This is a genomic window from Burkholderia arboris, assembly GCF_038723655.1.
Taxonomy (GTDB): domain Bacteria; phylum Pseudomonadota; class Gammaproteobacteria; order Burkholderiales; family Burkholderiaceae; genus Burkholderia; species Burkholderia arboris.
Map to the genome: position 1 here is coordinate 156,254 of NZ_CP109821.1, position 23,651 is coordinate 179,904.

Sequence of the window (23,651 nt, forward strand, 5' to 3'; positions counted from 1 at the left end):
TAGAAAGCCACAGGAGAATCGGAATGAATGAGCAAGTCAGTGACGACGTCGTTCAAAACACCATCAACTTCGCGATTTTTCGTGCCAGAGGAGGCGAGGGGGACATCGTGGAGCAGGTGCGCCGCGCATTTCGATCGTTGCAGTTGCTCCGTCGTACGGACAGCCCGAATGACATCAATCTCGCCGCCGCCGAGCACTACATGTACGCCCGGTTCCTGGCGGGGGCGACGGGCGACCCGTTGGTCAAGGCAACGCCGGCGCTTTACGGGGCGAAGAAACGGGTCTATTTCGCGCTCGGCATTCAGGACAGGATGGCGACCAGCGCTGGCAATCCCGTGTTGGCCCCGAACAGGTCGGTCGAACGTTGGGGACTCAAGGGGGCAACGGACGGTTTGCGCGACTACTCGACCGTCAACGACGGACAACGCGCCAACCGTTTCGGCGCGTCGCTCAGCTCGTTGAGCGGGGAAGCATTGCGATACAAGCGAGGCTGATGCGCCATGTGCCGCACGCCGCTGTCCCGAATTGGCACAGCATGACGCGTGCGAACCGCTCAGGGTGTTCCGAATCTGCGCATTCGCCGGGATGGCGCGCGCGCGGCGCGCGCGTGGGCGAGGCCGTGCAAGATGGCACGCATGTTGCGTAGACGGGTGCAGCGCATTCCAACCGGCGCTGTACTCACACAAGCACGATGAACAGGAGACATGTATGAACCCGTTTGACCTGAAGCAACTGGGCCTCGACGTCGAATACCCGTACCGTCAGCAGTACGACAACTACATCGGCGGCAAGTGGGTGGCGCCGGTGAAGGGCGAGTATTTCGAGAACGTGTCGCCGATCAACGGTCAGCCGTTCTGTCGCGTGCCGCGCTCGGGCGCCGACGACATCGAGCTGGCGCTCGACGCCGCGCATGCCGCGCGCCGCAAGTGGGGCAAGACGTCCGTGGCCGAGCGTGCGAACCTGCTGCTCGCCGCCGCCGAGCGGATGGAAAAGAACCTGAAGCTGCTGGCCGTGGCCGAGACGATCGACAACGGCAAGCCGCTGCGCGAGACGATGGCAGCCGACCTGCCGCTCGCGATCGACCACTTCCGCTACTTCGCGGGCTGCATCCGCGCGCAGGAAGGCGGTATCTCCGAAATCGACGACAACACCGTCGCGTACCACTTCCACGAGCCGCTCGGCGTGGTCGGCCAGATCATCCCGTGGAACTTCCCGCTGCTGATGGCCGCATGGAAGCTCGCACCGGCGCTCGCGGCCGGCTGCTGCGTCGTGATGAAGCCGGCCGAGCAGACGCCCGCGTCGGTGCTGGTGCTGATGGAGCTGATCGGCGACCTGTTCCCGGCCGGCACGATCAACATCGTGAACGGCTTCGGCAAGGAAGCGGGCGAGGCGCTCGCGACCAGCAAGCGGATCGCGAAGATCGCGTTCACGGGCTCGACGCCGGTCGGCAAGCACATCCTGCGCGCGGCGGCCGACAGCCTGATCCCGTCGACGGTCGAGCTGGGCGGCAAGAGCCCGAACATCTTCTTCGCCGACGTGCTCGACCAGGACGACGCGTTCCTCGACAAGGCGCTCGAAGGGCTCGCGATGTTCGCGCTGAACCAGGGCGAAGTGTGCACGTGCCCGTCGCGGATCCTGATCCAGGAATCGATCTACGAACGTTTCATCGAGAAGGCCGTCGCGCGGGTCGAACGCATCAAGGCCGGCCACCCGCTCGACCTGCAGACGATGATCGGCGCGCAGGCGTCGCAGCAGCAGCTCGACAAGATCCTGTCGTACATCGACATCGGCCGCGGCGAAGGCGCGCAATGCCTGACGGGCGGCGAGCGCACGGCGCCGGCTGCCGAACTCGGCACGGGCTACTACGTGAAGCCGACGATGCTGCTCGGCAACAACAAGATGCGCGTGTTCCAGGAAGAGATCTTCGGGCCGGTCGCGTCGGTGATGACGTTCAAGGACGAGGCGGACGCGATCGAACTCGCGAACGATACGTTCTACGGGCTCGGCGCAGGCGTGTGGACGCGCAACGGCACGCGTGCGTACCGGATGGGCCGCGAGGTCGAGGCCGGCCGCGTGTGGACCAACTGCTACCACCTGTACCCCGCGCACGCGGCGTTCGGCGGCTACAAGCAGTCGGGGATCGGCCGCGAGACGCACAAGATGGCGCTGTCGAACTATCAGCAGACGAAGTGCCTGCTGGTCAGCTACCAGGCCGAGGCGCTCGGGTTCTTCTGATCGCCGACGCGGGGGCGAAGCGCCGGGGCCGGTGGGGCCCGGCATTTCGCCCCGTTCGATTTCGACATTCGACGCAGGCTGCGCTTGTTGCAGCCTGCGCCGGAAACGATACCGGCAGCCGCGTGCGCGCGGCGGCACGGTGCGCCGATGCGTGCGACCACCCCCAGCATGGCTGAGCAGCCCCGATCCTTTCCGCGCCGTCCCGTCTTTCACGCGGGCGAACTCCGAACTCGATTCGCAGCGCCGCTTCGGCGTGGCCGACGATGCCAAGCGGATGCGTGACGTCGTGACGACGCGCCTGAACATCGGCGTGCGGCAGTTCGTCGAGTCGCAGCCGTTCATGTTCGCCGGCACCGCAAGCGGCGCACGCGCATCCGTGACCTGCGACATCGTGCAGAGCCTGCGCGACGCGAACGGCGATCTGCTGCCGGTGGTGCGCGTGATCGACACGAAGACGCTGCGGTTCGCGTTGCCCGCGCATGGCGGCGACGGTGGCCGCATCGACGCGGCCGCGTGCGACGGCAGCGGTATCGGGTTGCTGTTCGTCGATTTCGTGCGCGGGATCCGCTACCGGATCAACGGCCGCGCGACGCTGCGGGCCGATCTGCCGGACGCGGATGCGCAGCCGTGGGCGGCGGGCAGCGCGATCGTGGCGCTGGCGATCGCGCTGGCGTACGGCAACTGCGGCACACGGGGTGCGCGGCCGAAGCCGGCCGGGTAGCCGGTATCCGGGGGCCATCCGCCCGCGGCGGCACATGCGCGGTTGCAGCGCGGCTCGCACCGGCGGCGTGCGCGGCACGCCGCCTTCGGGTGCGCCCGCATGGCGCGCGCCGGCCGGGCAGCGTGGCATGGCGGGCGGTTCGCGGGGCCGGGTGGTTCGGCACGGGACTTGCGTGACAGGCGCGGTTCCGCGCAGGTGAGGGAGGACACGATGGATCAACACGTGGCGTGTATTGAAGAACCGACCGCCGAAGACACGCGGCGCAACGCGCAGGGCGACGACGCACAGGCCGGGCAGGCCGTCGTCAGCGTCGCGCACGATGCCGACGAGCAGGCGCGCAACCTGATCGGCTGGCGGCAGACCTACGACCAGCTCGCGGCCGGCCGCTTCGTCGGCACGCTGACCGAGCTGCCACTCGACACGATGAAGCTGTTTCGAGAATCGACGAGCCACCTGCTGCGCCAGGCGTGCGAAGTCCGCGGCGATGCGTACTGGTTCGGCATCCCGCTCGTGTGCGACGGCACCGCGCGCGTCGATGCGTGTCGCATCGGGCCCGGCGCCCTCGCATTCCGGCCCGGCAACGTCGAATTCGAACTGGTGACGCCCGCGCAGTTCTCGATCTACGGCGTCGTCGTGCGCGGCGACGTGCTGCGCCGCTATGCCGACGAAGTCGAGCGCCGTGCGCTCGACGAGCGGCTCTTCACACAGCGCGTGATGCAGGTCGGCGATGCGCGGCTCGCGCGCCTGTGCGCGCTGCTCGGCCGCCGCCTCGACGGCGCGGTGGCGGCGGCCGGTCCGCTGCCCGATGCGCAGCGCGACGACCTGCAGGCCGACGTGCTGGCCGCGCTGTTCGATGCGTGCGCGCAACCGGGTGACGACGGCGGCGGCGCCGCGCCGTCGACGCGCCGCTGGATCGTCGAGCAGGCGCGCGACTACGTGCTTGCGCACCGCACGCGCCCGGTCGGCGTGCCGGAGCTGTGCGAGCAGCTGCTCGTGAGCCGGCGGACGCTGCAGTACTGCTTCCAGGACGTGCTCGGGATGGCGCCCGCGACCTACCTGCGCACGCTGCGTCTGAACGGCGCGCGGCGCGATCTGTGCGGCCGCGCGGCCGGTTCGGTGCAGGATGTGGCCGAGGCGTGGGGCTTCTGGCACCTGAGCCAGTTTGCGACCGATTACCGGCGGCTGTTCGGCAAGCGGCCGTCGGAGACGCTGCGCGATCGTGCGGTGCGGGTCGCGGCGGGGTGAGGCGGGTCGCCGGAGGCGGCGCCGCGTCGGCGCTGGCTGCGTGCGCGGCTACGTGTTCGAGCGCTTGGCGGACGGCCGTATCGGGTTTGCTCAGCGGGCCGTCGCCGTTGCCGTCGCCGTCACGTCGCGCGGTGCGGGCCACGCCAGCGCGTCCCAGTCGACTGCGCGGTAAGCCGCTTCAACGGCAGCCAGATCGTCCGGCCGCTCGCTGCGATGGAGTCCGCGCAATTCGGCGGGCAAATCGAGCGCGACCGGCACGCAATGCGGATAGTCGCGCACGCGCAGCGCTGGCGCGATCGTCGTGAAGCATGCGAGCGTCGGCACGTCGAAACCGTCGGCGAGATGCAATGCCGCCGTGTCCGGCGCGAACAGCAGGCTGGCGCCCTTGACCCAGGCGATGAAGCGCGCGGTGTCGGTCGCGTCGCTGCTCACGTCGACGTAAGCGGGATGCGCGACCGGGCCGAAGCCGACCACCGGCAACCCGTAGCGCTGCACGAGCCTTTCCACGAACTCCGCGCGCAGCACAGGCGGCACGCTGCGCACCGCGGTGCTCGCGTTCGGGCAGAACAGCACGTATGGCCGCTGCCACGCGGCCGGCAGCGCCGGCAGCGGCAGCCGCGCGAGCCAGCGGTTGCGCTTCGCGGCGGCCGGCACGGCGGCCGGGTCGACGCCGAGCGCGGCGAGGAAGAAATCGATCATCGGCAGCCGCGAGAACGCGGGCCAGTACAGGTGATTGCCAACGTCGATGCACGGTGCATCGGCGGGCAGCGCTGCCACGGGACACGGCAGCGTGAGCGACGGCGCGACGACGTCGGCCGCGAGCGCATACAACGCGTCAACATAGCGCGGCGCGCGGGTTGGCCGGTACAGCGTGAAGCGCAGGCCCGGATGGGCCGCTCGCAGCGCGGCGAGGGCGGTCAGCCCGATCGCCGAATCGCCGAGCGTGACGCCCATCCCGTTGATCACATGCACATGCCGCGCATCGTCGTAGTCGAGCCGGAACGGCCTGTGTGCGGCATGCAGCAGGCCGAGTGCGGGCGCAGCCGGCACGTGGCCGTCGGCCCGCCCGCCACCGTGCTCGACGTCGTACGGCGCGACGAGCGTGCCGTCCGGCGCGAGCAGCGTGCCGGGGCAGGCCAGCGCATCCTCGTGCGACAGCGCGACGTCAGCCGGCGCGGTGTGCGTATCCACCGCTATCCGCCGCGCGCGCGGCGGCCCTGCTCGCGGATCTGCTCGAGCGTCGCGGCCGGCGTGCTGGCGTCCTGCGGGATGCGGATCTCGATCACCGCAGGCAGCCCGCAAGTCAGCGCGCGTTCGAGCGCGGGCGCGAAATCGGCGGTGCGCTCGACCGTCTCGCCATGCGCGCCGAACGCACGCGCATACGCGGCGAAATCGGGGTTCGTGAGCCCCGTGCCGTGCACGCGGCCCGGGTAGTTGCGCTCCTGATGCATGCGGATCGTGCCGAAATGGCCGTTGTTGACGACGATCGCGACGATGTTCAGCCCGTACTGCATCGCGGTCGCAAGCTCGTTGCCGGCCATCATGAAGCAGCCGTCGCCCGCGAGCGCGACGACCGCGCGCGACGGGTACAGCGATTTCGCGGCGAGCGCGGCCGGCAGCCCGTAGCCCATCGCGCCGCTGGTCGGGGCGAGCTGCGAACGGAAGTGCCGGTACGCGAAGTGGCGATGCAGCCAGATCGCATAGTTGCCGGCGCCGTTGGTCAGGATCGCATCGTGCGGCAGGCGTTCGCGCAACTGCACCATCACGTCGCCGAGCTGCACGTCGCCGGGCATCGGCAGCGGCGCATGCCATTCGCGGTACGCGCGGTGCGCATCGGCGGCCGCGCCGGCCCAGACGGGACGGTCGGGCGGTTCGAGCGCGGCAAGCGGCGCGGCGATCTCGGGCATTCCCGACACGATCGGCAGGTCGGCCGCATACACGCGGCCGAGTTCATCGGCGCCCTGGTGCACGTGGATCAGCGTCTGGCGCGTCTTCGGGATGTCGAGCAGCGTGTAGCCGCCGGTCGTCGCTTCGCCGAGGCGCGGCCCGATCACGAGCAGCAGGTCGGCGTCGCGGATGCGTTTCGCGAGCGCGGGATTGATCCCGAGCCCGACGTCGCCCGCGTAGTTCGGGTGCGCGTTGTCGATCGTGTCCTGGAAGCGGAAGGCGCACGCGACCGGCAGTTGCCAGCGTTCGACGAAGGTGCGCAGGTTCGCGCAGGCGTCGGGCGTCCAGCCGCTGCCGCCGACGATCGCGAACGGCCGTTCCGCGCGTGCGAGCCGCTCGCGCAGTTCGTCGATCTGCGCGGCCGACGGCGCGGCCGCGATGCGTTTCGCGGCCGGAACGACGGGCTGCGCCGCGCACGCTTCGGACAGCACGTCCTCCGGCAGCGCGAGCACGACCGGGCCGGGGCGGCCGGACGTCGCGACGTGGAACGCATGGCTCAGGTATTCGGGGATACGGCGCGGGTCGTCGATCTGCGCGACCCATTTCGCCATCTGGCCGAACATCCGGCGGTAGTCGATTTCCTGGAAGGCTTCGCGGTCGAGGTGCTCGCGGGCGCACTGGCCGACGAACAGGATCATCGGCGTCGAATCCTGGAACGCGGTGTGCACGCCGATCGACGCATGGGTCGCGCCGGGCCCGCGCGTGACGAAGGCGACGCCGGGGCGGCCCGTCAGCTTGCCGACCGCTTCGGCCATGTTCGCGGCGGCCGCCTCGTGACGGCAGACGACCGTCTGGATGCGCGCGGTGTCGTCCGCCAGCGCATCGAGTACGGCGAGGAAACTCTCGCCCGGCACGCAGAACACGCGTTCGACGTGATTGGCGAGCAACGCATCGACGAGCAGTCGCGCACCGGTGGTGGCGCGCGGCTCGAGATCCTTGGAATGCGACATGGGCTGCCGTCTCCCTGGGTAGCGGGACGTACAGCTTACGCCCGTTGGCGGGGCGCTGAAAAGTGTCGGAACGCTGGGTGGTTCGGGGCACGCGCCAGAACTTCGGTTGGCCGGACGGCCAGCTTGTGCGTGTACGCCCAATGGTGAAAAGTGAGCGCTATGGATGTCGAGCGCGAATCTCCGCCTGCTCACCCGGGCGCAGGCGGGGCAGTGTCCGGAACTGAAAGACTGCGGGGCGGCGCTCACATGAGAATCGATATCCGGGTGGTGCACGATGTACACACATGGATTTACATTGCCCGCTGCATAGTATGATGTACATCCATCGTACATCCGATTGTGGGAGATCGACGTGCATACCACCAGGGTATTTCGGAACGGTAACTCGCAGGCCGTGCGGATTCCTGCGGACCTTGCCTATGAGCGCAGCGACATGGAACTCGAAATCGAGCGGGTGGGCGACGAAATCCGTATTCGGCCCACTCGGAGACCTTTGACCCACGTACTCGAGAAGTTCGCGAACTTCGGGCCGGATTTCATGGCCGAGGGGCGCGGCGATCAGGAGCAGGCCGAGCGCGAGGGCTTGTGATGCCGCGTTACATGCTCGACACCAACATGTGCATCTATCTGATCAAGAATCAGCCGGAGCAGGTCGCGAGACGGTTCGCGCAGTGTTACAGCGGAGATGTCGTGATGTCGGCGATCACCCATGCCGAACTCGAGTACGGTGTCGCGGCGTGCGCGAATCCTGTCCGCGAGCGTCGCAATCTTGCTGCGCTGATCGAGGACATCCCCGTTGCTCCGTTCGACACGGCGGCCGCGCAAGCATACGGCCCGGTTCGGGAAGCGACGCGCGAGCGGAAGAAGGATCATCTCGACAAACTGATCGCCGCGCATGCGGTGTCGCTCGATGTGGTCCTGGTGACCAACAACGAACGGGATTTTGCGAGTTATCCGGGATTGCGGCTGGAGAACTGGTTGAACGATTGATTCGTGCCAGCCGCCGTCAGGCGGTCATGCGGGACTTCGGAGTGTCCCGCATGGCCGCCGGGTCCGGCATCAGCACTCGACGATATTGACGGCCAGCCCGCCGCGCGACGTTTCCTTGTACTTCGTCTTCATGTCGGCGCCCGTCTCGCGCATCGTCTTGATCACGGAGTCGAGCGACACGTAGTGCGAGCCGTCGCCGCGCAGCGCCATGCGCGCCGCGTTGACGGCCTTCACCGACGCCATCGCGTTGCGCTCGATGCACGGGATCTGCACCATCCCGCCGACCGGGTCGCAGGTGAGGCCGAGGTTGTGTTCCATCCCGATTTCGGCTGCGTTCTCGACCTGCTGCGGCGTGCCGCCGAGCACGGCGGCGAGCGCGCCGGCCGCCATCGAGCACGCGACGCCCACTTCGCCCTGGCAGCCGACTTCCGCGCCCGAGATCGAGGCGTTGAGCTTGTAAAGAATGCCGATCGCGGCGGCCGTCAGCAGGAAGTCGATCACGCCCTGTTCGTTCGCACCGGGCGTGAAGCGCGTGTAGTAGTGCAGCACGGCGGGGATGATGCCGGCCGCACCGTTGGTCGGCGCGGTGACGACGCGGCCGCCGGCGGCGTTTTCCTCGTTGACCGCGATCGCGTACAGGTTGATCCAGTCGATCATCGACAGCGGATCCTGCAGCGCGCGCTCGGGGCTGCCCGTCAGCGTGCGGTACAGCTGCGGCGCGCGGCGCTTGACCTGGAACGGGCCGGGCAGGTTGCCGTCGGCATCGGGGTTGCCGATCCCGCAACCGCGCGACACGCACGACTGCATCACGGCCCAGATCTTCAGCAGCCCGTCGCGCGTTTCCTCCTCGGTGTGCCACGCGCGCTCGTTGTCCCACATCAACTGCGCGATCGACTTGCCGGTCGATTCGGTCAGCGCGAGCAGCTCCGCGCCGGTGCGGAACGGGTGCGTCATCTGCTCGGCCGCGCTCAGCACCTTCGTGTTCGGCGCGCCGGCCGTCACGACGAAGCCGCCGCCGACCGACAGGTAGGTGCGCTCGATCAGTACCTCGCCGTTCGCGTCGGATGCGCGCAGTTTCATCCCGTTCGGATGCTCGGGCAGCGCCTGGCGGTAGAACGCGATGTTCTCCTTCAGCACGAACGGCACCGGATGCGTGCCCAGCAGCGCGAGTTTCTTCGACTTGCGGACTTCTTCGAGCCGCGCGTCGATGGTTTCGGGATCGACGGTGTCGGGCGCGTCGCCGAGCAGCCCGAGCATCACGCCGCGGTCGGTGCCGTGGCCCTTGCCGGTGGCGCCGAGCGAGCCGTACAGCTCGACCTTCACGTGCGCCGTCGCATCGAGCTGCCCGTCGCGCTCGAGGCCCTGGACGAACATCAGCGCCGCGCGCATCGGTCCGACCGTGTGCGAGCTGGACGGACCGATGCCGATCTTGAAGAGGTCAAATACGCTGACTGCCATTTCGATACCTGCCTTGCTATAAGAATAATGCTAGCGCGCCTGCAATGGCAGGCACGCGGCGAGCCATGCGGGTGGCGTTGGGGAAAGCTGCTGCGCGACGCGGGCATAGCGCCCGTCGAGCCGCGCGGCCAGATGAAAGAGTTCGGTGGCGTTTTTCGGGTCCCACTGCCCCGTGTAGCCCGGCAAGCCGGCCTCGCGGCGCTTCGCGTCGAACGGCACCGGCGAATTCACGAATTCCTCGTGCGTCTTCTCGCCGAGTGCATACGGCACGAGCCAGTCGAGCGCGGCCGCAAGCGTCGCGCCGTTCGCGCCGCGTTCGCGCAGCCAGTTGCGGTTGAAGCGGCGCGCGGCGAGCGCAGCCGTCACCAGCGGCTGCAGATCGTAGACCGCGTAATGCAGCGCATCGCGTTCCTCGAAGTCCCACGTCTTGCCGTCCGGGCCGATGTTGTCGGCGAGATGCTCGACGAACAGCCGCTGCGCGGCGTTCATCATCTTGCGGTCACCGAGCGTGAACGCGGACAGCGCGATCAGCTTGATCCGGTGGCTCTGCCAGTTGTTGCGCCAGGTGCCGGCGAGCGGGCGCTTCTGCGCATCGATCTGCGCGACATAGCCGGCGCCGAGCTTCGCGATGAACGCGGCCGTCGCGTTGCGGGTCTTCACCGGCAGTGCGCTCGCGGTCATGTCGTACGCGATGATCAGGCTGTCGAAGCGCGTCTCGTCGATCGGGTTGAAACTCGGCTGGTAGGTCGCGACCCACGCGGACAGGAAGCGGTCGACGAGCTGCAGGTAGCGCGGCGCGTTCGTCACGCGCCACGCCAGCGCCGCGTCGCGCATCAGGTCGAGATCCTTCAGCGCGGCCGCGCTCTGGTCGTAGATCCCTTCGTGCGGCAGCGTGCCCTCGGTGTGCACGCGCGCCATTGCCTTCGGCTGCTCGCCGATGCGCGCGTCGACACTGCGGATCAGCGCCTGCACGCCCGGTTCGGCCTGCGTCGTCTCGCTCGCCTGCAGCGCCGGCGCCGCGCAGAAATTCATCGCGGCGCGCACATGGCCGGATGCGCCGAGGCCGGCGGCGGCCAGCGACAGCGAGGCGACGAGCATCGGCACGAACCGGCCTGCGCGCGTGCGCGGCCGCCACTTGACTGCACCATGGCCCGGAAACATCGGACGCACCATGCGGAACTCCTTCATTGGCTGGATCGCGTGTGATGTTAGCCGGATTGGCGGGGGAACGTGAACCGGTTCGCCCGGCGAACGCAAAAACCGCACGCAACCCCGGGTTGCGTGCGGTGCGGTCACCATCGGGCGGCTCCGGGCCTGGCGTGCGTTATGCGTATTCCGACATCGGCACGCACGAGCAGAACAGGTTGCGGTCGCCGTACACGTTGTCCGCGCGGCCGACCGGCGGCCAGTACTTGTTCGTGCCGAGCGATGCGACCGGGTACGCAGCCTGCTCGCGCGAGTACGCGTGCGGCCATTCGTTCGCGGTGACGACAGCCGCCGTGTGCGGTGCGTGACGCAGCGGGTTGTCCTCGCGATCGGCGCGGCCTTCCTCGACTGCACGGATTTCGTCGCGGATCGCGATCATCGCGGCGATGAAGCGGTCGAGTTCTTCCTGCGATTCCGATTCGGTCGGCTCGACCATCAGCGTGCCCGGCACCGGGAAGCTCATCGTCGGCGCGTGGAAGCCGTAGTCCATCAGGCGCTTCGCGACGTCGTCGACGCTGATGCCGCTCGATTCCTTGATCGGACGCAGGTCGAGAATGCACTCGTGCGCGACCAGCCCGCCCGGGCCCGAATACAGCACCGGGTAGTGCGGCGCGAGGCGCTTCGCGATGTAGTTCGCGTTGAGGATCGCGGTTTCCGTCGCGGCGGTCAGGTTCTTCGCGCCCATCATCGCGATGTACATCCACGAGATCGGCAGGATCGACGCCGAGCCGTACGGGGCGGCCGACACCGCGCCGATGCCGTTTTCGTCGCGCGAGTAGCCGGTCGAACGCTGGTTCGGCAGGAACTTCGCGAGGTGCGCGCCGACCGCGACCGGGCCGACGCCCGGGCCGCCACCGCCGTGCGGGATGCAGAAGGTCTTGTGCAGGTTCAGGTGCGACACGTCGCCGCCGAACTGGCCCGGTGCGGTCAGGCCGACCATCGCGTTCATGTTCGCGCCGTCGACGTACACCTGGCCGCCGTGCGCATGGACGATCTCGCAGATCTCGCGGACGTTCTGCTCGAACACGCCGTGCGTCGACGGATACGTGATCATGATCGCCGCGAGGTCCTTCGCGTGCTCGTCGGCCTTCGCCTTCAGATCGGCGATGTCGACGTTGCCCTGTGCGTCGCACGCGACGACCACGACCTTCATGCCGGCCATGTGCGCGGACGCCGGGTTCGTGCCGTGCGCGGATGCCGGGATCAGGCACACGTCGCGATGCGCTTCGCCGCGCGATGCGTGGTAGGCGTGAATGATCAGCAGGCCCGCGTACTCGCCCTGCGAGCCGGCGTTCGGCTGCAGCGACACGGCCGCGTAGCCGGTGGCCGCGACGAGCATCTGCTCGAGCTGGTCGATCATCTCGCGGTAGCCGACGGTCTGCTCGGCCGGTGCGAACGGGTGGATGCCGCCGAACTCGGGCCACGTGACCGGCAGCATTTCCGACGTCGCGTTCAGCTTCATCGTGCACGAGCCGAGCGGGATCATCGAGCGGTCGAGCGCGAGATCCTTGTCCGACAGGCTGCGCAGGTAGCGCAGCATTTCGGTTTCGGAATGGTGGCGGTTGAACACGTGGTGCGTCAGGTACGCGCTCGTGCGCTCGAGGCCGGCCGGCAGCGCGGCGACGCCGGCAAGGCCTGCGTCCAGCGCGTCGACGGCCGGTGCGGTGCCGCCCGCGGCCTGCGCGAACACGGCGAGCAGATCGGCGAGGTCATCGCGCGTCGTCGTTTCGTCGACCGATACGCCGACTTGCGTGTCGCTCACGCGGCGCAGGTTGATGCGCTTGGCCTTCGCGAATTCATGGACCTGCGCGGTGCGCGCGCCGGTGTCGATCGTCAGCGTGTCGAAGAACGTGTCGTTGGCGGTCGTGAAGCCGAGCTGCTTCACGCCGGCGGCGAGCAGCGCCGCGATGCGGTTCACGCGCAGCGCGATCGTCTTCAGGCCGTGCGGGCCGTGGTAGACCGCGTACATGCTGGCCATGATCGCGAGCAGCGCCTGCGCGGTACACACGTTCGACGTCGCCTTTTCGCGGCGGATATGCTGTTCGCGCGTCTGCAGCGCGAGGCGCAGCGCGGGCTTGCCCTGCGCGTCGACCGTCACGCCGACGAGGCGGCCCGGCATCTGGCGCTTGAATTCGTCACGCACCGCGAGATACGCGGCGTGCGGGCCGCCGAAGCCCATCGGCACGCCGAAGCGCTGCGTGTTGCCGATCGCGACGTCCGCGCCCCATTCGCCGGGCGGCGTCAGCACGGTGAGCGCGAGCAGGTCGGCCGCGACGACCACGTGGCCGCCGGCCGCGTGGATCGCCTCGGTGAGCGCGCGGTAGTCGCGCACGTCGCCGTTCACGCCCGGGTATTGCAGCAGCACGCCGAATGCGTTTGCCTGCGCGGCGTCGGCGGCCGGGCCCGTCTTGACCTCGATGCCGACCGGCAGCGCGCGCGTGCGGATCACTTCGAGCGTTTGCGGCAGCACGTCGTCGGCGACGTAGAACACGTTCGACGCCGGCTTGCCGGTACGCTGCAGCAGCGTCATCGCTTCGGCCGCGGCGGTTGCTTCGTCGAGCAGCGACGCGTTCGAGATCGCGAGGCCCGTCAGGTCGGCGACCATCTGCTGGAAGTTCAGGAGCGCCTCGAGGCGGCCCTGGGAAATTTCAGGCTGGTACGGCGTGTAGGCCGTGTACCACGCCGGGTTTTCGAGCACGTTGCGCAGGATGACGGCCGGCGTGTGCGTGTCGTTGTAACCCTGGCCGATGTACGAGCGGAACACCTGGTTCTTGTCCGCGAGAACCCGCAGCGCGGCGAGGGCTTCGGCCTCGCTCTTCGGCTGCGCGAACGGGCCGAGCGGCAGCGTTTCGGCGCGGCGGATCGAGGCCGGGATCACGGCGTCCATCAGGGCGGCGCGCGACGCAAAGCCGAGCGTGTCAAGCATGGCCTGCTGGCTGGCGGCGTCGGGGCCGATGTGGCGTTCGGCGAACGCGTCGTGCGTTTCGAGCGCGGCGAGCGAGAGGGGCGTGCGGTTCATCAGGCGGTCCGGGTGTTCGAGCTTCATGGCGTGACTCTGGTCCCGCGCGGGACGGGGCGGCTGACCGGCCCCGCGCGGTTCGGGTAAGGAAATTAGTCGATCAGCTTGGAGTAGGCGGCAGCGTCGAGCAGGCTGTCGGTCGATGCGCCGGCCGCGAGCTTGATCTTGAACAGCCACGTGTCGTACGCGTCGCTGTTCACCTCTTCCGGCGTGTCGACTGCGTCCGCGTTGATCGCGACCACCTCGCCCGACACCGGCGAATAGATGTCCGACGCGGCTTTCACGGATTCGACGACGCCGATCGCGTCGCCTGCCTTCACCTGCTTGCCGACGGGCGGCAGTTCGAGGAAAACGATGTCGCCGAGCGTGTTCTGCGCGTGATCGGTGATGCCGATCGTCAGCGTGCCGTCGGCTTCAGTGCGGATCCACTCGTGTTCGTCGGTGTACTTCAGATCGGCCGGGACGTTGCTCATCGGATGCTCCTGATAAAAAGGGTTTGTTCGTTTTGCTGGCACGCCGCCGGGGCGCGCCGGATGTGGTTGCGCCGGGCGCCATCTCCCGGCTTACCGGGAGGGGCCCCCCGGCCGTTACGCAGCGAGGACCTTGCCGTTGCGCACGAACGGCAGTTTTACCACGCGCGCGGGAAGATTCTTGTCTCGAATTTGCACCTGGATCAGGTCGCCGATCTGGACGGCGGCCGGCACGCGGGCGAACGCGATCGATTCCTGCATCGACGGCGAGAACGTGCCGCTCGTGATCTCGCCTTCGCCGTGCGGCGTGATGACCTTCTGGTGCGCGCGCAGCACGCCGCCCGCCTTGCCGTTTTCCTTCTGCAGGATCAGGCCGACGAACGCGGCGCGCGTACCGTTGGCTTCCAGGGCGGCGCGGCCGACGAAGTCGCGCGGCGCAGTGAGGTCGATCGTCCATGCGAGGCCCGCGTCGAGCGGGGAGACGGTGTCGTCCATGTCCTGGCCGTACAGGTTCATGCCGGCCTCGAGGCGCAGCGTGTCGCGCGCGCCGAGCCCGCACGGGCGCACGCCGTTTTGCTGCAGCGCGGTCCACAGCGCTTCGACGTGCACGGCCGGGACGATCACTTCGAAACCGTCTTCACCGGTATAGCCGGTGCGCGCGACGGTGAGATCGCCGAACGGCGTGGCGGCGACCTGCGCGGCGTTGAACGGCTTCAGCTCGCTGGTGGCGGCGCGTGCGGAAGGCACCGTGGCCCACACCTTTTCGCGGGCGTTCGGGCCCTGTACGGCGACGATCGCGAAATCGCGGCGCGGCGCGATCGTGAGGTCGTAGCCGCCTTGCTCGTTCAGCTGGTTGAACCACGCGATGTCTTTCTCGGCGGTGCCGGCGTTGACGACCACGCGGAAGAATTCTTCGGTGAAGTAATAGACGATCAGATCGTCGATGACGCCGCCCTGCGGGTTGAGCAGGCACGAGTAGAGTGCCTTGCCGGGCGTCTTGAGCTTGCCGACGTTGTTCGCGATCGCATGCTCGAAGAATGCGCGCACGCGGCTGCCGGTGAAGTCGACCACGCACATGTGCGACACGTCGAACATGCCGGCGTCGGTGCGCACGGCTGCGTGTTCTTCGATCTGCGAGCCGTAGTTGACGGGCATGTCCCAGCCGCCGAAGTCGACCATGCGGGCATTGAGCGCGCGGTGCGCGGCGTTGAGCGGGGTGTGATTCAGTGCAGTCATCGAGGCCTCAGGCAAGGCGCTTGCGCGCGGATCAGAACGGCCATGTGCCGACCGCCGCGGCCGATGGCCTCAAGCGATCCGGTACATGCCCCTCTGTCCTCGATACCTGAGAGATTGCGCTGCGGGCAAAGCCCGGCGAACGCGCGCCCCTTCGGTGGGCAGCTTGCCCGCGCAGCCAATGCGCTGCGGGCTACTGCCGCTCTCCAGAGTGCGGGGAGTGTGTGGCCCGCGCAATGCGCGGACGCAATTCCCCGACGCGGTCGGTCCTTTTGCCTGAGAGTTTGCGGGTGTGCCCCTTCGGCGGCGCAACCGGTGGCGAAACCACCCGGTCACACGCTCTCCCGACGCGTGCGGGCGACTGTACGCGAGCAGGTGGGCCTTGTCAATTTGGGCAAAAGAATGTCGCTTCGCGACAAGCGGCGGCAGCCGGTGCCGCCGCTTTTCTCCGCGCCGGCCGGCGCGGGCACCGGCGCGTTACTCGCCGATCGCGCGTGCGGCCGTGTCGAGTTCCTGGTTCAGCACGCGCTGCTCGTCGCCGGACAGGCCGCCGTTGTGCTGGGCCGACATGTCGCTCGCTTCCTGGCGGATCACGTCGAGGCGGTGGTGCAGCTGTGCGCCGTACGGCGGCGGGTAGTAGCCGCCGTTCACGCGCGCGTCGATGCGGCGGTGCAGGTTGTCGATCCGGCCCTGGACCTCCTGCATGCGGTCGTTCGCGACGACCTGCGGATTCGGTCGCGGCGGGGGCGGAGGCGCCTGTCGGACCGGCCGCTGCGGCTGCACGATACAGGCCGCGAGCGAGGAAACCAGGACGCAGCATGCTGCTGCGCGAATCAACCGTTGCATCACATTCTCCTGACGGATTGGTGTCGGATCGACTTTTTGAGAAACGCATCAGACCGGGCGACCGCTGACTTTCGTTCCCGCACCATTTGTAACGGAATGTTCGGGACCGTGCCGGCGCGGCGGCTGACGCAGGGCCGCTGCCCGCGTGCGGCGCGGGATGGCGGCAGTGGCCGGGTCGGCACCGACCCGGCCGGCGGCCATCATACGGTGCGGCGCACGAACGGCAGCCGGCGGCCGTCGTGCTCGCTCTGCGCAGCGAGCTCGATGATCGTCATCACGTCGACGGCATCCTGCGCGGTGACCGGGAACGGCGCGCCGTCGCGGATCGACGCGGCGAGCGCGCGGTAGAACTCCGCGTACTGGCCGTCGAGCGTCGGTACCGGGCGTTCGACCTCGACGTCGCCGTCGAGCACGCGCAGCAGGCCGGGCGGGTTGCCGCCGCCGAATTCGACGTCGTCCGCGGTGAGGCCGGCCTTCAGCTGGTCTTCCTGCGTGTCGAGTCCGAACTTCTGGTAGCTGCCGCGGGTGCCGTGCAGCGTGAAGCGCGCGGGCTCGATCGCCGACAGCGCGCTCGCATGCAGCGCGACGTCCTTGTCCGGATAGCCGAGCAGCAGGTGGACGAAATCGGGCGCCGTGCCGTTGTCGCGGCGCGTCTTGACGGTGGCGCTCACCGTTTCCGGCAGGCCGAACAGCGCGAGCGCCTGGTCGATCAGGTGCGGGCCGAGGTCGAGCAGCAGGCCGCCGCCGCGGGCCGGTTCCTCGCGCCAGCGCGTGCGCGGCGTCGGCCGGAAGCGGTCGAAGTGCGACGCGAAGTAGGTGAGGCGGCCGAGTTCGCCCGATTTGACGATGTTGCGCACGGTGAGGAAGTCGCCGTCCCAGCGGCGGTTGTGGAACGGCGCAAACAGCCGGCTGCGCGCGTTCGCGAGGCGTGAGAGCGCGAGCGCCTCGTCGGCGGTGAGCGTGACGGGCTTGTCGACGACCACGTGGCGGCCGGCTTCGAGCACCTGGCGCGCGAGCGTGAAGTGCGTGTCGTTCGGCGTGGCGATCACCACGCACTCGATGTCGTCGAGGCCGAGCAGCGTGTCGAGATCGGGGACGACGCGCGCGCCCGGATACGCGGCCTGCGCGCGATCGGGCTGACCCGTCGCGATCGCGGCGACTTCAGTGCGGCCGCTTGTGGCGATCACCGGCGCGTGGAACGTCGCGCCGGCGAAACCGAAACCCATCAAACCAATCCTGAGCAATGACGACATGGCAATCCCTGGCTGCGAAGGAAACTAAAGGATGGCGCGCCGAAACGGCGCGAAGACGACCGGCTATTTTGGCATGGCGCCGCCGCTTGCACAGACGCGTTGGGCGAAACGCGCGATGCGATGCGGCGCTTGCGCAAGGAACGGCGGCGTTTTGCGCAGGCCCGCGCACCGTGCCCGATATGGCCGCCTGCCCGGGGGCGGACGAACGACCGGCGCGCGGCCATCGAGCCGCGATCGAGCCGCGTCATCCAGCCGCCCGCTGCCGCACGGACGCCGCGACCTGCGCGGCCCACGTCGCGCATGCGGATGCGCCGGGATGAAAGCCGTCGGCGGCCATCAGGTGGCGCTCGAGCGGCAGGTCGACCCGCAGGAACGTGCAATGCGGCTGCGCGCCCGCCCAGCCGGCGAGTGCCGCGTTGAGCCGCTTCGCGCGCAGCCCGAGGTACCACGCGAGCGGCTGCGGCAGCGCCGGGAAGCGCTCCATCGGCGGCACTGCCGACAGGATCGCGTGCCCGACCCGGAAGCGTGCGGCAAGCAGGCGGACCAGCTCGGCCTGCTGCGCCAGCCAGCGTGCCGGCGGCACGCCGCCCGTTACGTCGTTGACGCCGAGCGACGTGACGGCCACGTCGAACGGTTCGGCCGGTTCGGCGGCGAGCCAGTCGACGAGTTCCCGCGTGGTCAGGCCCGTGCGTGCGAGCAGCTTCCAGCTCACGCGGTGCGTGGCCGCCAGCGCGTTCACCAGTTGCCCGGACAGCGCGTCGCGTTGCGTGGCGACGCCGACGCCCGCGGCGGCCGAATCGCCGACCACCAGTACGCGCAGCGGCGGGCCGTCGCCGGCTACGCCGTCACGCGGGCCAGCCGCCTCGGGCAACCGCGGCGTGACGCGGCGCACGTAGCGGCCTTGCGCGAACAGCAGCGGGCCGAGGGCGGCGGTGGCGAACGGGTATCCCATGAGGTCGATCCGGTAGTGGTTCAGGCGAATGAAATCGGGCCGGAGCGGGCGGCGCCGGGGGAAACATATTGTGGCCGATCGGTGCGCGAACGGGGCCGGATTGGCCGGACGGACAGGGCGCGCCCGGCCGGTCGGCCTGCGCGGCCCCGTCCGGCGGCGCTCCCGAAATACGCGCCGCCGACGTGTTAACATGCGCGTCCTGCCCGCGTGTCCGCCTGCTTCGCCAGCCTGCCGCGCACGGCATCCTCCCGGCGCTCCGCCGTCAACCGCAACACCATCCGCCATCATGTCAGCAGGCCTCAATCCCGCTCAGAACGAAGCGGTGCGCTACCTCGACGGTCCCTGTCTCGTGCTCGCCGGCGCGGGCAGCGGCAAGACCCGCGTGATCACGCAGAAGATCGCGCACCTGATCGAAGCCAAAGGCTTCGAGCCGCGCCACATCGCGGCCGTCACGTTCACGAACAAGGCGGCCGCCGAAATGCGCGAGCGCGTGTCGAAGCTGCTCGAGGGCAAGACGCTCACCACGCCCGGCAAGGAAGGCCGCAAGGTGCCCGTCAACCAGCTCACCGTCTGCACGTTCCATTCGCTGGGCGTGCAGATCCTGCGGCAGGAGGCCGAGCACGTCGGGCTGAAGCCGCAGTTCTCGATCATGGATTCGGACGACTGCTTCGGGATGATCCAGGAGCAGCTCGGTACGACCGACAAGGGGCTGATCCGCAAGATCCAGAGCATCATCTCGCTGTGGAAGAACGGTCTGATCATGCCCGACGAGGCGATGGCGATCGCGGCCAACGAGGACGAGCACCAGGCTGCGATCGTCTACCGCAACTACGTCGCGACGCTGCATGCGTACCAGGCGGTCGACTTCGACGACCTGATCCGCCTGCCGGCCGAGCTGTTCGCGAAGAACGAGCAGGTGCGCGACCGCTGGCAGAACAAGCTGCGCTACCTGCTGATCGACGAGTACCAGGACACCAACGCGTGCCAGTACGAGCTGGTGAAGCTGCTCGCAGGCCCGCGCGCCGCGTTCACGGCGGTCGGCGACGACGACCAGGCGATCTACGGCTGGCGCGGCGCGACGCTCGAGAACCTCGCGCAGCTCGGCAAGGATTTCCCGAAGCTGCACTTGATCAAGCTCGAGCAGAACTACCGGTCGACGGTGCGGATCCTGACCGCCGCGAACAACGTGATCGCGAACAACCCGAAGCTGTTCGAGAAGAAGCTGTGGTCCGAGCACGGGATGGGCGATTCGATCACCGTCACGCCGTGCAACGACGAGGAGCACGAGGCCGAATCGGTCGTGTTCCGGCTGTCCGCGCACAAGTTCGAGCGGCGCGCGCAGTTCCGCGACTACGCGATCCTGTATCGCGGCAACTTCCAGGCGCGCATCTTCGAGCAGGTGCTGCGGCGCGAGCGGATCCCGTACGTGCTGTCGGGCGGCCAGTCGTTCTTCGACAAGGCCGAGATCAAGGATCTGTGCGCGTATCTGCGGCTGATCGCGAACGCCGACGACGATCCCGCGTTCATCCGCGCGATCACGACGCCGCGTCGCGGGATCGGCAACACGACGCTCGAGGCGCTCGGCTCGTTCGCCGGGCAGGCGAAGGTGTCGCTGTTCGAGGCCGTGTACATGGGCGGGATCGAGGCGCGGCTGTCGGCGCGCCAGGTCGAGCCGCTGCGGATGTTCTGCGATTTCATCCAGCGCCTGACCGAGCGCGCCGACAAGGAGCCCGCGACCGTCGTGCTCGACGACATGATGGAGGCGATCCACTACGAGGCGTACCTGTACGACGCGTTCGACGAGCGGCAGGCGCAGTCGAAGTGGCAGAACGTGCTCGAATTCCTCGAATGGCTGAAGCGCAAGGGCACCAAGCCCGACACGGAGGCCGTCGACGGCGAGGCCGAAGGCTTCCACAACGCGGACGGGCTCGCCGATACGGGCAAGAACCTGCTCGGCCTGATCCAGACCGTCGCGCTGATGTCGATGCTCGAGGGCAAGGAAGAGGATCCGGACGCCGTGCGGCTGTCGACCGTCCATGCGTCGAAGGGGCTCGAGTATCCGCACGTGTTCCTGGTCGGCGTCGAGGAGGGCATCATGCCGCACCGCGGCGGCAGCGAGGACGACGGCCCGATCGACAGCGAGCGGATCGAGGAAGAGCGCCGGCTGATGTACGTCGCGATCACGCGCGCGCAGCGCAGCCTGCACCTGAACTGGTGCAAGAAGCGCAAGCGGGCGCGCGAGACGGTGGTGTGCGAGCCGTCGCGTTTCATCCCGGAGATGGGGCTCGACGAAGCGCCGCCGCCGACGCCGGAAGAGGCGCCGATGTCGCCGAAGGACCGGCTCGCGAGCCTGAAGGCACTGCTGCAGAAGTGATGCGGCGGTCCGGTGGACCGGAAAGACAAAACCCCCGCGATGCGCGTGCGTCGCGGGGGTTTTTTACGGATGGCCCGGCGCGGCTACTTCGACGCGTTGACCATGTAGTCGACGGCCGCCTTCACGTCGGCGTCCGACGCGTTCGACCCGCCCTTCGGCGGCATTGCGCCCTTGCCGTGCAGCGCATAGTTGTAGACCGAATCCATCGAGTCCTTCAGGCGCGGCGCCCAGTCCTCCTTGCTGCCGAACTTCGGTGCGCCGAGTACGCCGGCCCCGTGACAGGCCACGCAGGTCGACGAATACAGCGCCTTGCCGGCCGTTGCCGCATCGGCGGCCGGAGCGGCGGCGGGCTTTTCGCCGGCCTTCGGGATCGCGGCGATCGCGGCCATTGCAGCGGCAGCCTGCGCGTTCGACGCGTCGGCGCCCGATGCGGCGGCGCCGGCGGCGGGCGCTGCATTGGCGGCCGGCGCGGCCGGTTCGGGGAAGTTCGCGCCGTCGTTGTTCGCCATGTAGACGATCGCGCGGGCGATTTCATAGTCGCTGACGTCGTCGGGGCTCGTGCCGCCGCGCGGCGGCATCGCGCCCTTGCCCGCGAGGGCCGTCTTCAGCAGCGTGTCGAAGCCTTGCGAGATGCGCGGTGCCCAGTCGTCCTTGTTGCCGAACTTCGGTGCGCCAGCGGCACCCGTGCCGTGACAGGTCACGCAGACAGCCTTGTAGACGTCCTCGCCGGTCTTGTACGTGCGGGGCGCGTTGGCGTCCTTCACGTCGACCTTCGCGAATGGCGCGATCCGCGCGGCGACCTGCTCGTCGGATAGCGCGTCCGTGCCGGCGCCGGAACGGAACGCATGGTTCGCATAGTTGGCGAACAGGACGATCAGGATGATCGGAATCGCGAACGACGCGATGATGACGGCAATCAGCTGCCCGGGTGTTTTGACGGGGGATTCGTGGGGTGCTTCGCTCATGCTTGCCTCGTCTCCATGAATAGGAATTGTGAGCGCGGTGCAACGGCAAAATGGCAGTCCAATGAAGCACGGACGATTATAGACGGAACGTTTACATCACGGCGAGCGGTCCGATGGCGCGTGTTTACCCGCACGCAGCATGGCCCGGCGGCGATTCGTCGGGCAAGGTGGACGCGTCTTGGGAAACCGGGTATCCTTGCCGTCTTGCCAATCGTGGGCGGCCTGTAATATGGGGTCGCTTCACTGTCTCACGCGCCCGTAGCTCAATGGATAGAGTACTGCCCTCCGAAGGCAGGGGTTGCTGGTTCGATCCCAGCCGGGCGCGCCAAGCCTGATCAGGTTTTCAGCGGTTTTCCCCCATCGTCTTGCAGCACCGTTGCAGCTAAATTGCAGCCGGGATCGGCATCGGCTCGGCCGTCAGCGGCGCGACCCATTGCGCCAGATGATCGGCCGACAGGTGCGCGTACCGCTGCACCATTTCCATCGTTTCCCATCCGCCCAGTTCCTTCAACACCTGCAGCGGCGTGCCGCGCTGCACGTGCCAGCTCGCCCAGGTGTGGCGCAGGTCGTGCCAGCGGAAGTCGTGCAGGCCGGCGCGCTGCAGCGCCTTGGCCCAGGCGGCCGTGGCCGTCTGGTGAACCGGCTTGCCGCGATAGACGAACACGCTGTCCGTGCAGTCCGGCGCCCGCGGGGTCGCGCGCTGACGATGCAGCACGGCGATCGCGGTGTCCGACAGCGGCACCGTGATCGCCTTCCTGGCCTTGGCCTGATCGGGATGGATCCAGGCGACGCGCCGCGCGAGGTCGACCTGCGACCACTGCAGCCCGGTCACGTTGGCGCGGCGCAAGCCGGTCTCGAGACTGAAGCGCGCCATGTCGGCGAGGTGCGCGGGCAGTTCGGCGAGCAACCGCTCCGCCTCGGCCGGCGTCAGCCAGCGGATGCGTTTCGAGACGACCTTCGCGCGTTTGGTGACCGGCGCGCGCGCCAGCCATTCCCATTCGACGGCCGCGTTCAGGACGGCTTTCAGCACGCCGATCACGCGGCGCACGGTGGCGTCGCTGACGGGCCGGCCGGTCTCGACGACACCGTGGCGCGTGCGCACCGTGCGCGGCTCGCGACGCTTGGCGAGCGCAATCGCATCGACGTGGCTCCGGTCGATATCGGCCAGCGCGACGCCGGACAGGTGCCGGTCGAGCCAGCGCAGATGGATCTTCGACGTCTCCAGGCTCGCGAGGCCCGAGCGCTCGCCCACGTAACGGACGACCGCATCGTTCCACGAATGGCGCGGCTTCGTGCCGAGCCGCGCCTGGTTCCACAGGTCGACCTTCAGCCGGTCGTGGAATTCCTGGGCCTGCGCTTTGTCGCGGGTGCCAGTGCTTCCCTGTATCGGCGTTCCGCCGCCAGGGGGGTACAGCTTGTATTGCCAGTTCGGGCTGGTTGTTCGTTTGTAGAGCGACATGGGCGGGTTTCCTGTTGCGGTTGCCGATCGTCCTGCGCGGCGCTCGGGAGCCATTCCCCGGCGAGGTAGCGCTGCAGGGCCATGATGGAAAAGATCCAGCGCTTGCCGACCTTGCGGCCCGGCAGCATGCCGGCCCGGGCCTTCAGGCGCACCGTTTCGGGATGTGCGCCGAGCAGGGCCGCGGCGCCGGGCAAGTCGACGGTCGCCGCGTTCGCGTCGTCGGCAGGCCGTGCGCCGGGCTGGCACGCAGCGCAACTCGTGGAATGATGGATGGCGTGTGAAGTGCGCATAACACGTTGATATTCAAGAGATTTGATTGCCATCGGTT

At 68.6% G+C, this 23,651-nt stretch carries 19 protein-coding genes, 1 tRNA gene, 1 pseudogene and 2 riboswitches; of the genes and pseudogenes, 8 read left to right on the forward strand and 13 right to left on the reverse strand.

Annotated features, from left to right (window positions below; all coding sequences use genetic code 11):
* Nucleotides 1-23 precede the first annotated feature (23 nt).
* The 4 genes and pseudogenes from OHZ10_RS00690 to OHZ10_RS00705 all read left to right on the forward strand — a co-directional run bounded on the left by OHZ10_RS00690 (nt 24) and on the right by OHZ10_RS00705 (nt 4,201).
* Nucleotides 24-494 (forward strand): hypothetical protein, encoded by a 471-nt coding sequence (locus OHZ10_RS00690; RefSeq protein ID WP_059232774.1) that lies wholly within the window; start codon nt 24-26, stop codon nt 492-494.
* Between the two features lie 214 nt (nt 495-708).
* A complete protein-coding gene (gene exaC / locus OHZ10_RS00695) occupies nt 709-2,235 on the forward strand; it encodes an acetaldehyde dehydrogenase ExaC (RefSeq protein ID WP_174993420.1) in 1,527 nt (508 codons plus the stop codon).
* A 168-nt stretch (nt 2,236-2,403) separates the two neighbouring features.
* A pseudogene (locus OHZ10_RS00700) lies at nt 2,404-2,956 on the forward strand (hypothetical protein).
* Between the two features lie 210 nt (nt 2,957-3,166).
* Nucleotides 3,167-4,201, forward strand: a complete 1,035-nt coding sequence (locus tag OHZ10_RS00705; RefSeq protein WP_059232772.1) for a helix-turn-helix domain-containing protein — start codon at nt 3,167-3,169, stop codon at nt 4,199-4,201.
* Between the two features lie 90 nt (nt 4,202-4,291).
* Here the strand turns inward: OHZ10_RS00705 and OHZ10_RS00710 are convergent, their stop codons facing one another.
* Together OHZ10_RS00710 and OHZ10_RS00715 are read right to left on the reverse strand one after the other, a co-directional pair.
* Nucleotides 4,292-5,398: a glycosyltransferase family 9 protein gene (locus OHZ10_RS00710; protein ID WP_059236529.1), complete on the reverse strand. Its 1,107-nt coding sequence runs from the start codon at nt 5,396-5,398 to the stop codon at nt 4,292-4,294.
* The gene (locus OHZ10_RS00715) at nt 5,395-7,098 is read right to left on the reverse strand and encodes a thiamine pyrophosphate-binding protein (protein ID WP_340623695.1); all 1,704 of its coding nucleotides are present in this window, start codon (nt 7,096-7,098) and stop codon (nt 5,395-5,397) included. Before OHZ10_RS00715 ends, OHZ10_RS00710 begins: the two co-directional genes overlap by 4 nt.
* A 352-nt stretch (nt 7,099-7,450) precedes the next feature.
* Here OHZ10_RS00715 and vapB point away from each other — a divergent pair, with 352 nt between their 5' ends.
* Both vapB and OHZ10_RS00725 read left to right on the forward strand, forming a co-directional pair.
* Entirely contained in the window at nt 7,451-7,687 is a 237-nt protein-coding gene (gene vapB, locus OHZ10_RS00720) for a type II toxin-antitoxin system VapB family antitoxin (protein ID WP_059236527.1), read from the forward strand.
* On the forward strand, nt 7,687-8,088 hold the full coding sequence (locus tag OHZ10_RS00725) for a type II toxin-antitoxin system VapC family toxin (protein ID WP_256085429.1): 402 nt from the start codon (nt 7,687-7,689) through the stop codon (nt 8,086-8,088). Before vapB ends, OHZ10_RS00725 begins: the two co-directional genes overlap by 1 nt.
* Nucleotides 8,089-8,157: 69 nt before the next feature.
* Here OHZ10_RS00725 and OHZ10_RS00730 read toward each other — a convergent pair whose 3' ends face one another.
* From OHZ10_RS00730 to OHZ10_RS00765, 8 genes are all read right to left on the reverse strand, one after another.
* A complete protein-coding gene (locus OHZ10_RS00730) occupies nt 8,158-9,546 on the reverse strand; it encodes an L-serine ammonia-lyase (RefSeq protein WP_340623697.1) in 1,389 nt (462 codons plus the stop codon).
* A gap of 30 nt (nt 9,547-9,576) precedes the next feature.
* A complete protein-coding gene (locus OHZ10_RS00735; protein ID WP_342703353.1) occupies nt 9,577-10,719 on the reverse strand; it encodes an alginate lyase family protein in 1,143 nt (380 codons plus the stop codon).
* A gap of 151 nt (nt 10,720-10,870) precedes the next feature.
* Entirely contained in the window at nt 10,871-13,798 is a 2,928-nt protein-coding gene (gene gcvP, locus OHZ10_RS00740) for an aminomethyl-transferring glycine dehydrogenase (RefSeq protein WP_059232768.1), read from the reverse strand.
* Nucleotides 13,799-13,863: 65 nt separating this feature from the next.
* Nucleotides 13,864-14,244, reverse strand: a complete 381-nt coding sequence (gcvH, locus tag OHZ10_RS00745) for a glycine cleavage system protein GcvH (RefSeq protein WP_059232767.1) — start codon at nt 14,242-14,244, stop codon at nt 13,864-13,866.
* Between the two features lie 114 nt (nt 14,245-14,358).
* Nucleotides 14,359-15,477, reverse strand: coding sequence for a glycine cleavage system aminomethyltransferase GcvT (gene gcvT, locus OHZ10_RS00750; RefSeq protein WP_342703356.1), 1,119 nt, complete (start codon nt 15,475-15,477; stop codon nt 14,359-14,361).
* 83 nt (nt 15,478-15,560) lie between these two features.
* A riboswitch (glycine riboswitch) is annotated at nt 15,561-15,694 on the reverse strand.
* 34 nt (nt 15,695-15,728) lie between these two features.
* Nucleotides 15,729-15,831: riboswitch (glycine riboswitch) on the reverse strand.
* Between the two features lie 120 nt (nt 15,832-15,951).
* Nucleotides 15,952-16,320, reverse strand: a complete 369-nt coding sequence (locus OHZ10_RS00755; protein ID WP_059232765.1) for a hypothetical protein — start codon at nt 16,318-16,320, stop codon at nt 15,952-15,954.
* A gap of 200 nt (nt 16,321-16,520) precedes the next feature.
* Nucleotides 16,521-17,573: an oxidoreductase gene (locus OHZ10_RS00760; RefSeq protein WP_059232764.1), complete on the reverse strand. Its 1,053-nt coding sequence runs from the start codon at nt 17,571-17,573 to the stop codon at nt 16,521-16,523.
* Between the two features lie 244 nt (nt 17,574-17,817).
* Nucleotides 17,818-18,525, reverse strand: coding sequence for an SGNH/GDSL hydrolase family protein (locus OHZ10_RS00765; RefSeq protein WP_059232763.1), 708 nt, complete (start codon nt 18,523-18,525; stop codon nt 17,818-17,820).
* Nucleotides 18,526-18,811: 286 nt separating this feature from the next.
* Here OHZ10_RS00765 and OHZ10_RS00770 point away from each other — a divergent pair, with 286 nt between their 5' ends.
* A complete protein-coding gene (locus OHZ10_RS00770; protein WP_342703359.1) occupies nt 18,812-20,899 on the forward strand; it encodes a UvrD-helicase domain-containing protein in 2,088 nt (695 codons plus the stop codon).
* A gap of 83 nt (nt 20,900-20,982) precedes the next feature.
* Here the strand turns inward: OHZ10_RS00770 and OHZ10_RS00775 are convergent, their stop codons facing one another.
* Complete coding sequence (locus tag OHZ10_RS00775) at nt 20,983-21,864, reverse strand: c-type cytochrome (protein ID WP_342703361.1); 882 nt, start codon at nt 21,862-21,864, stop codon at nt 20,983-20,985.
* Between the two features lie 252 nt (nt 21,865-22,116).
* Between OHZ10_RS00775 and OHZ10_RS00780 the strand changes: the two genes are divergently transcribed.
* A tRNA-Arg gene (locus OHZ10_RS00780) sits at nt 22,117-22,192 on the forward strand.
* A gap of 54 nt (nt 22,193-22,246) precedes the next feature.
* On the opposite strand, the gene OHZ10_RS00785 is transcribed toward OHZ10_RS00780, so the two are convergent.
* Both OHZ10_RS00785 and OHZ10_RS00790 read right to left on the reverse strand, forming a co-directional pair.
* Nucleotides 22,247-23,278: a site-specific integrase gene (locus tag OHZ10_RS00785; RefSeq protein ID WP_342704352.1), complete on the reverse strand. Its 1,032-nt coding sequence runs from the start codon at nt 23,276-23,278 to the stop codon at nt 22,247-22,249.
* On the reverse strand, nt 23,191-23,646 hold the full coding sequence (locus OHZ10_RS00790; protein ID WP_338083538.1) for a helix-turn-helix domain-containing protein: 456 nt from the start codon (nt 23,644-23,646) through the stop codon (nt 23,191-23,193). Before OHZ10_RS00790 ends, OHZ10_RS00785 begins: the two co-directional genes overlap by 88 nt.
* Between the last annotated feature and the right edge of the window lie 5 nt (nt 23,647-23,651).

Excerpts from the sequence above, each read along its gene's own strand:
- gcvT (WP_342703356.1), bottom strand. The coding sequence starts at position 15,477 with ATGACTGCACTGAATCACACCCCGCTCAACGCCGCGCACCGCGCGCTC.
- exaC (WP_174993420.1), top strand. The coding sequence starts at position 709 with ATGAACCCGTTTGACCTGAAGCAACTGGGCCTCGACGTCGAATACCCG.
- gcvP (WP_059232768.1), bottom strand. The coding sequence starts at position 13,798 with ATGAAGCTCGAACACCCGGACCGCCTGATGAACCGCACGCCCCTCTCG.
- OHZ10_RS00765 (WP_059232763.1), bottom strand. The coding sequence starts at position 18,525 with ATGGGATACCCGTTCGCCACCGCCGCCCTCGGCCCGCTGCTGTTCGCG.
- OHZ10_RS00775 (WP_342703361.1), bottom strand. The coding sequence starts at position 21,864 with ATGAGCGAAGCACCCCACGAATCCCCCGTCAAAACACCCGGGCAGCTG.
- OHZ10_RS00690 (WP_059232774.1), top strand. The coding sequence starts at position 24 with ATGAATGAGCAAGTCAGTGACGACGTCGTTCAAAACACCATCAACTTC.
- OHZ10_RS00770 (WP_342703359.1), top strand. The coding sequence starts at position 18,812 with ATGTCAGCAGGCCTCAATCCCGCTCAGAACGAAGCGGTGCGCTACCTC.
- OHZ10_RS00705 (WP_059232772.1), top strand. The coding sequence starts at position 3,167 with ATGGATCAACACGTGGCGTGTATTGAAGAACCGACCGCCGAAGACACG.
- OHZ10_RS00715 (WP_340623695.1), bottom strand. The coding sequence starts at position 7,098 with ATGTCGCATTCCAAGGATCTCGAGCCGCGCGCCACCACCGGTGCGCGA.
- OHZ10_RS00735 (WP_342703353.1), bottom strand. The coding sequence starts at position 10,719 with ATGGTGCGTCCGATGTTTCCGGGCCATGGTGCAGTCAAGTGGCGGCCG.
- OHZ10_RS00725 (WP_256085429.1), top strand. The coding sequence starts at position 7,687 with ATGCCGCGTTACATGCTCGACACCAACATGTGCATCTATCTGATCAAG.
- OHZ10_RS00760 (WP_059232764.1), bottom strand. The coding sequence starts at position 17,573 with ATGTCGTCATTGCTCAGGATTGGTTTGATGGGTTTCGGTTTCGCCGGC.
- OHZ10_RS00730 (WP_340623697.1), bottom strand. The coding sequence starts at position 9,546 with ATGGCAGTCAGCGTATTTGACCTCTTCAAGATCGGCATCGGTCCGTCC.
- OHZ10_RS00790 (WP_338083538.1), bottom strand. The coding sequence starts at position 23,646 with ATGGCAATCAAATCTCTTGAATATCAACGTGTTATGCGCACTTCACAC.
- gcvH (WP_059232767.1), bottom strand. The coding sequence starts at position 14,244 with ATGAGCAACGTCCCGGCCGATCTGAAGTACACCGACGAACACGAGTGG.
- OHZ10_RS00755 (WP_059232765.1), bottom strand. The coding sequence starts at position 16,320 with ATGCAACGGTTGATTCGCGCAGCAGCATGCTGCGTCCTGGTTTCCTCG.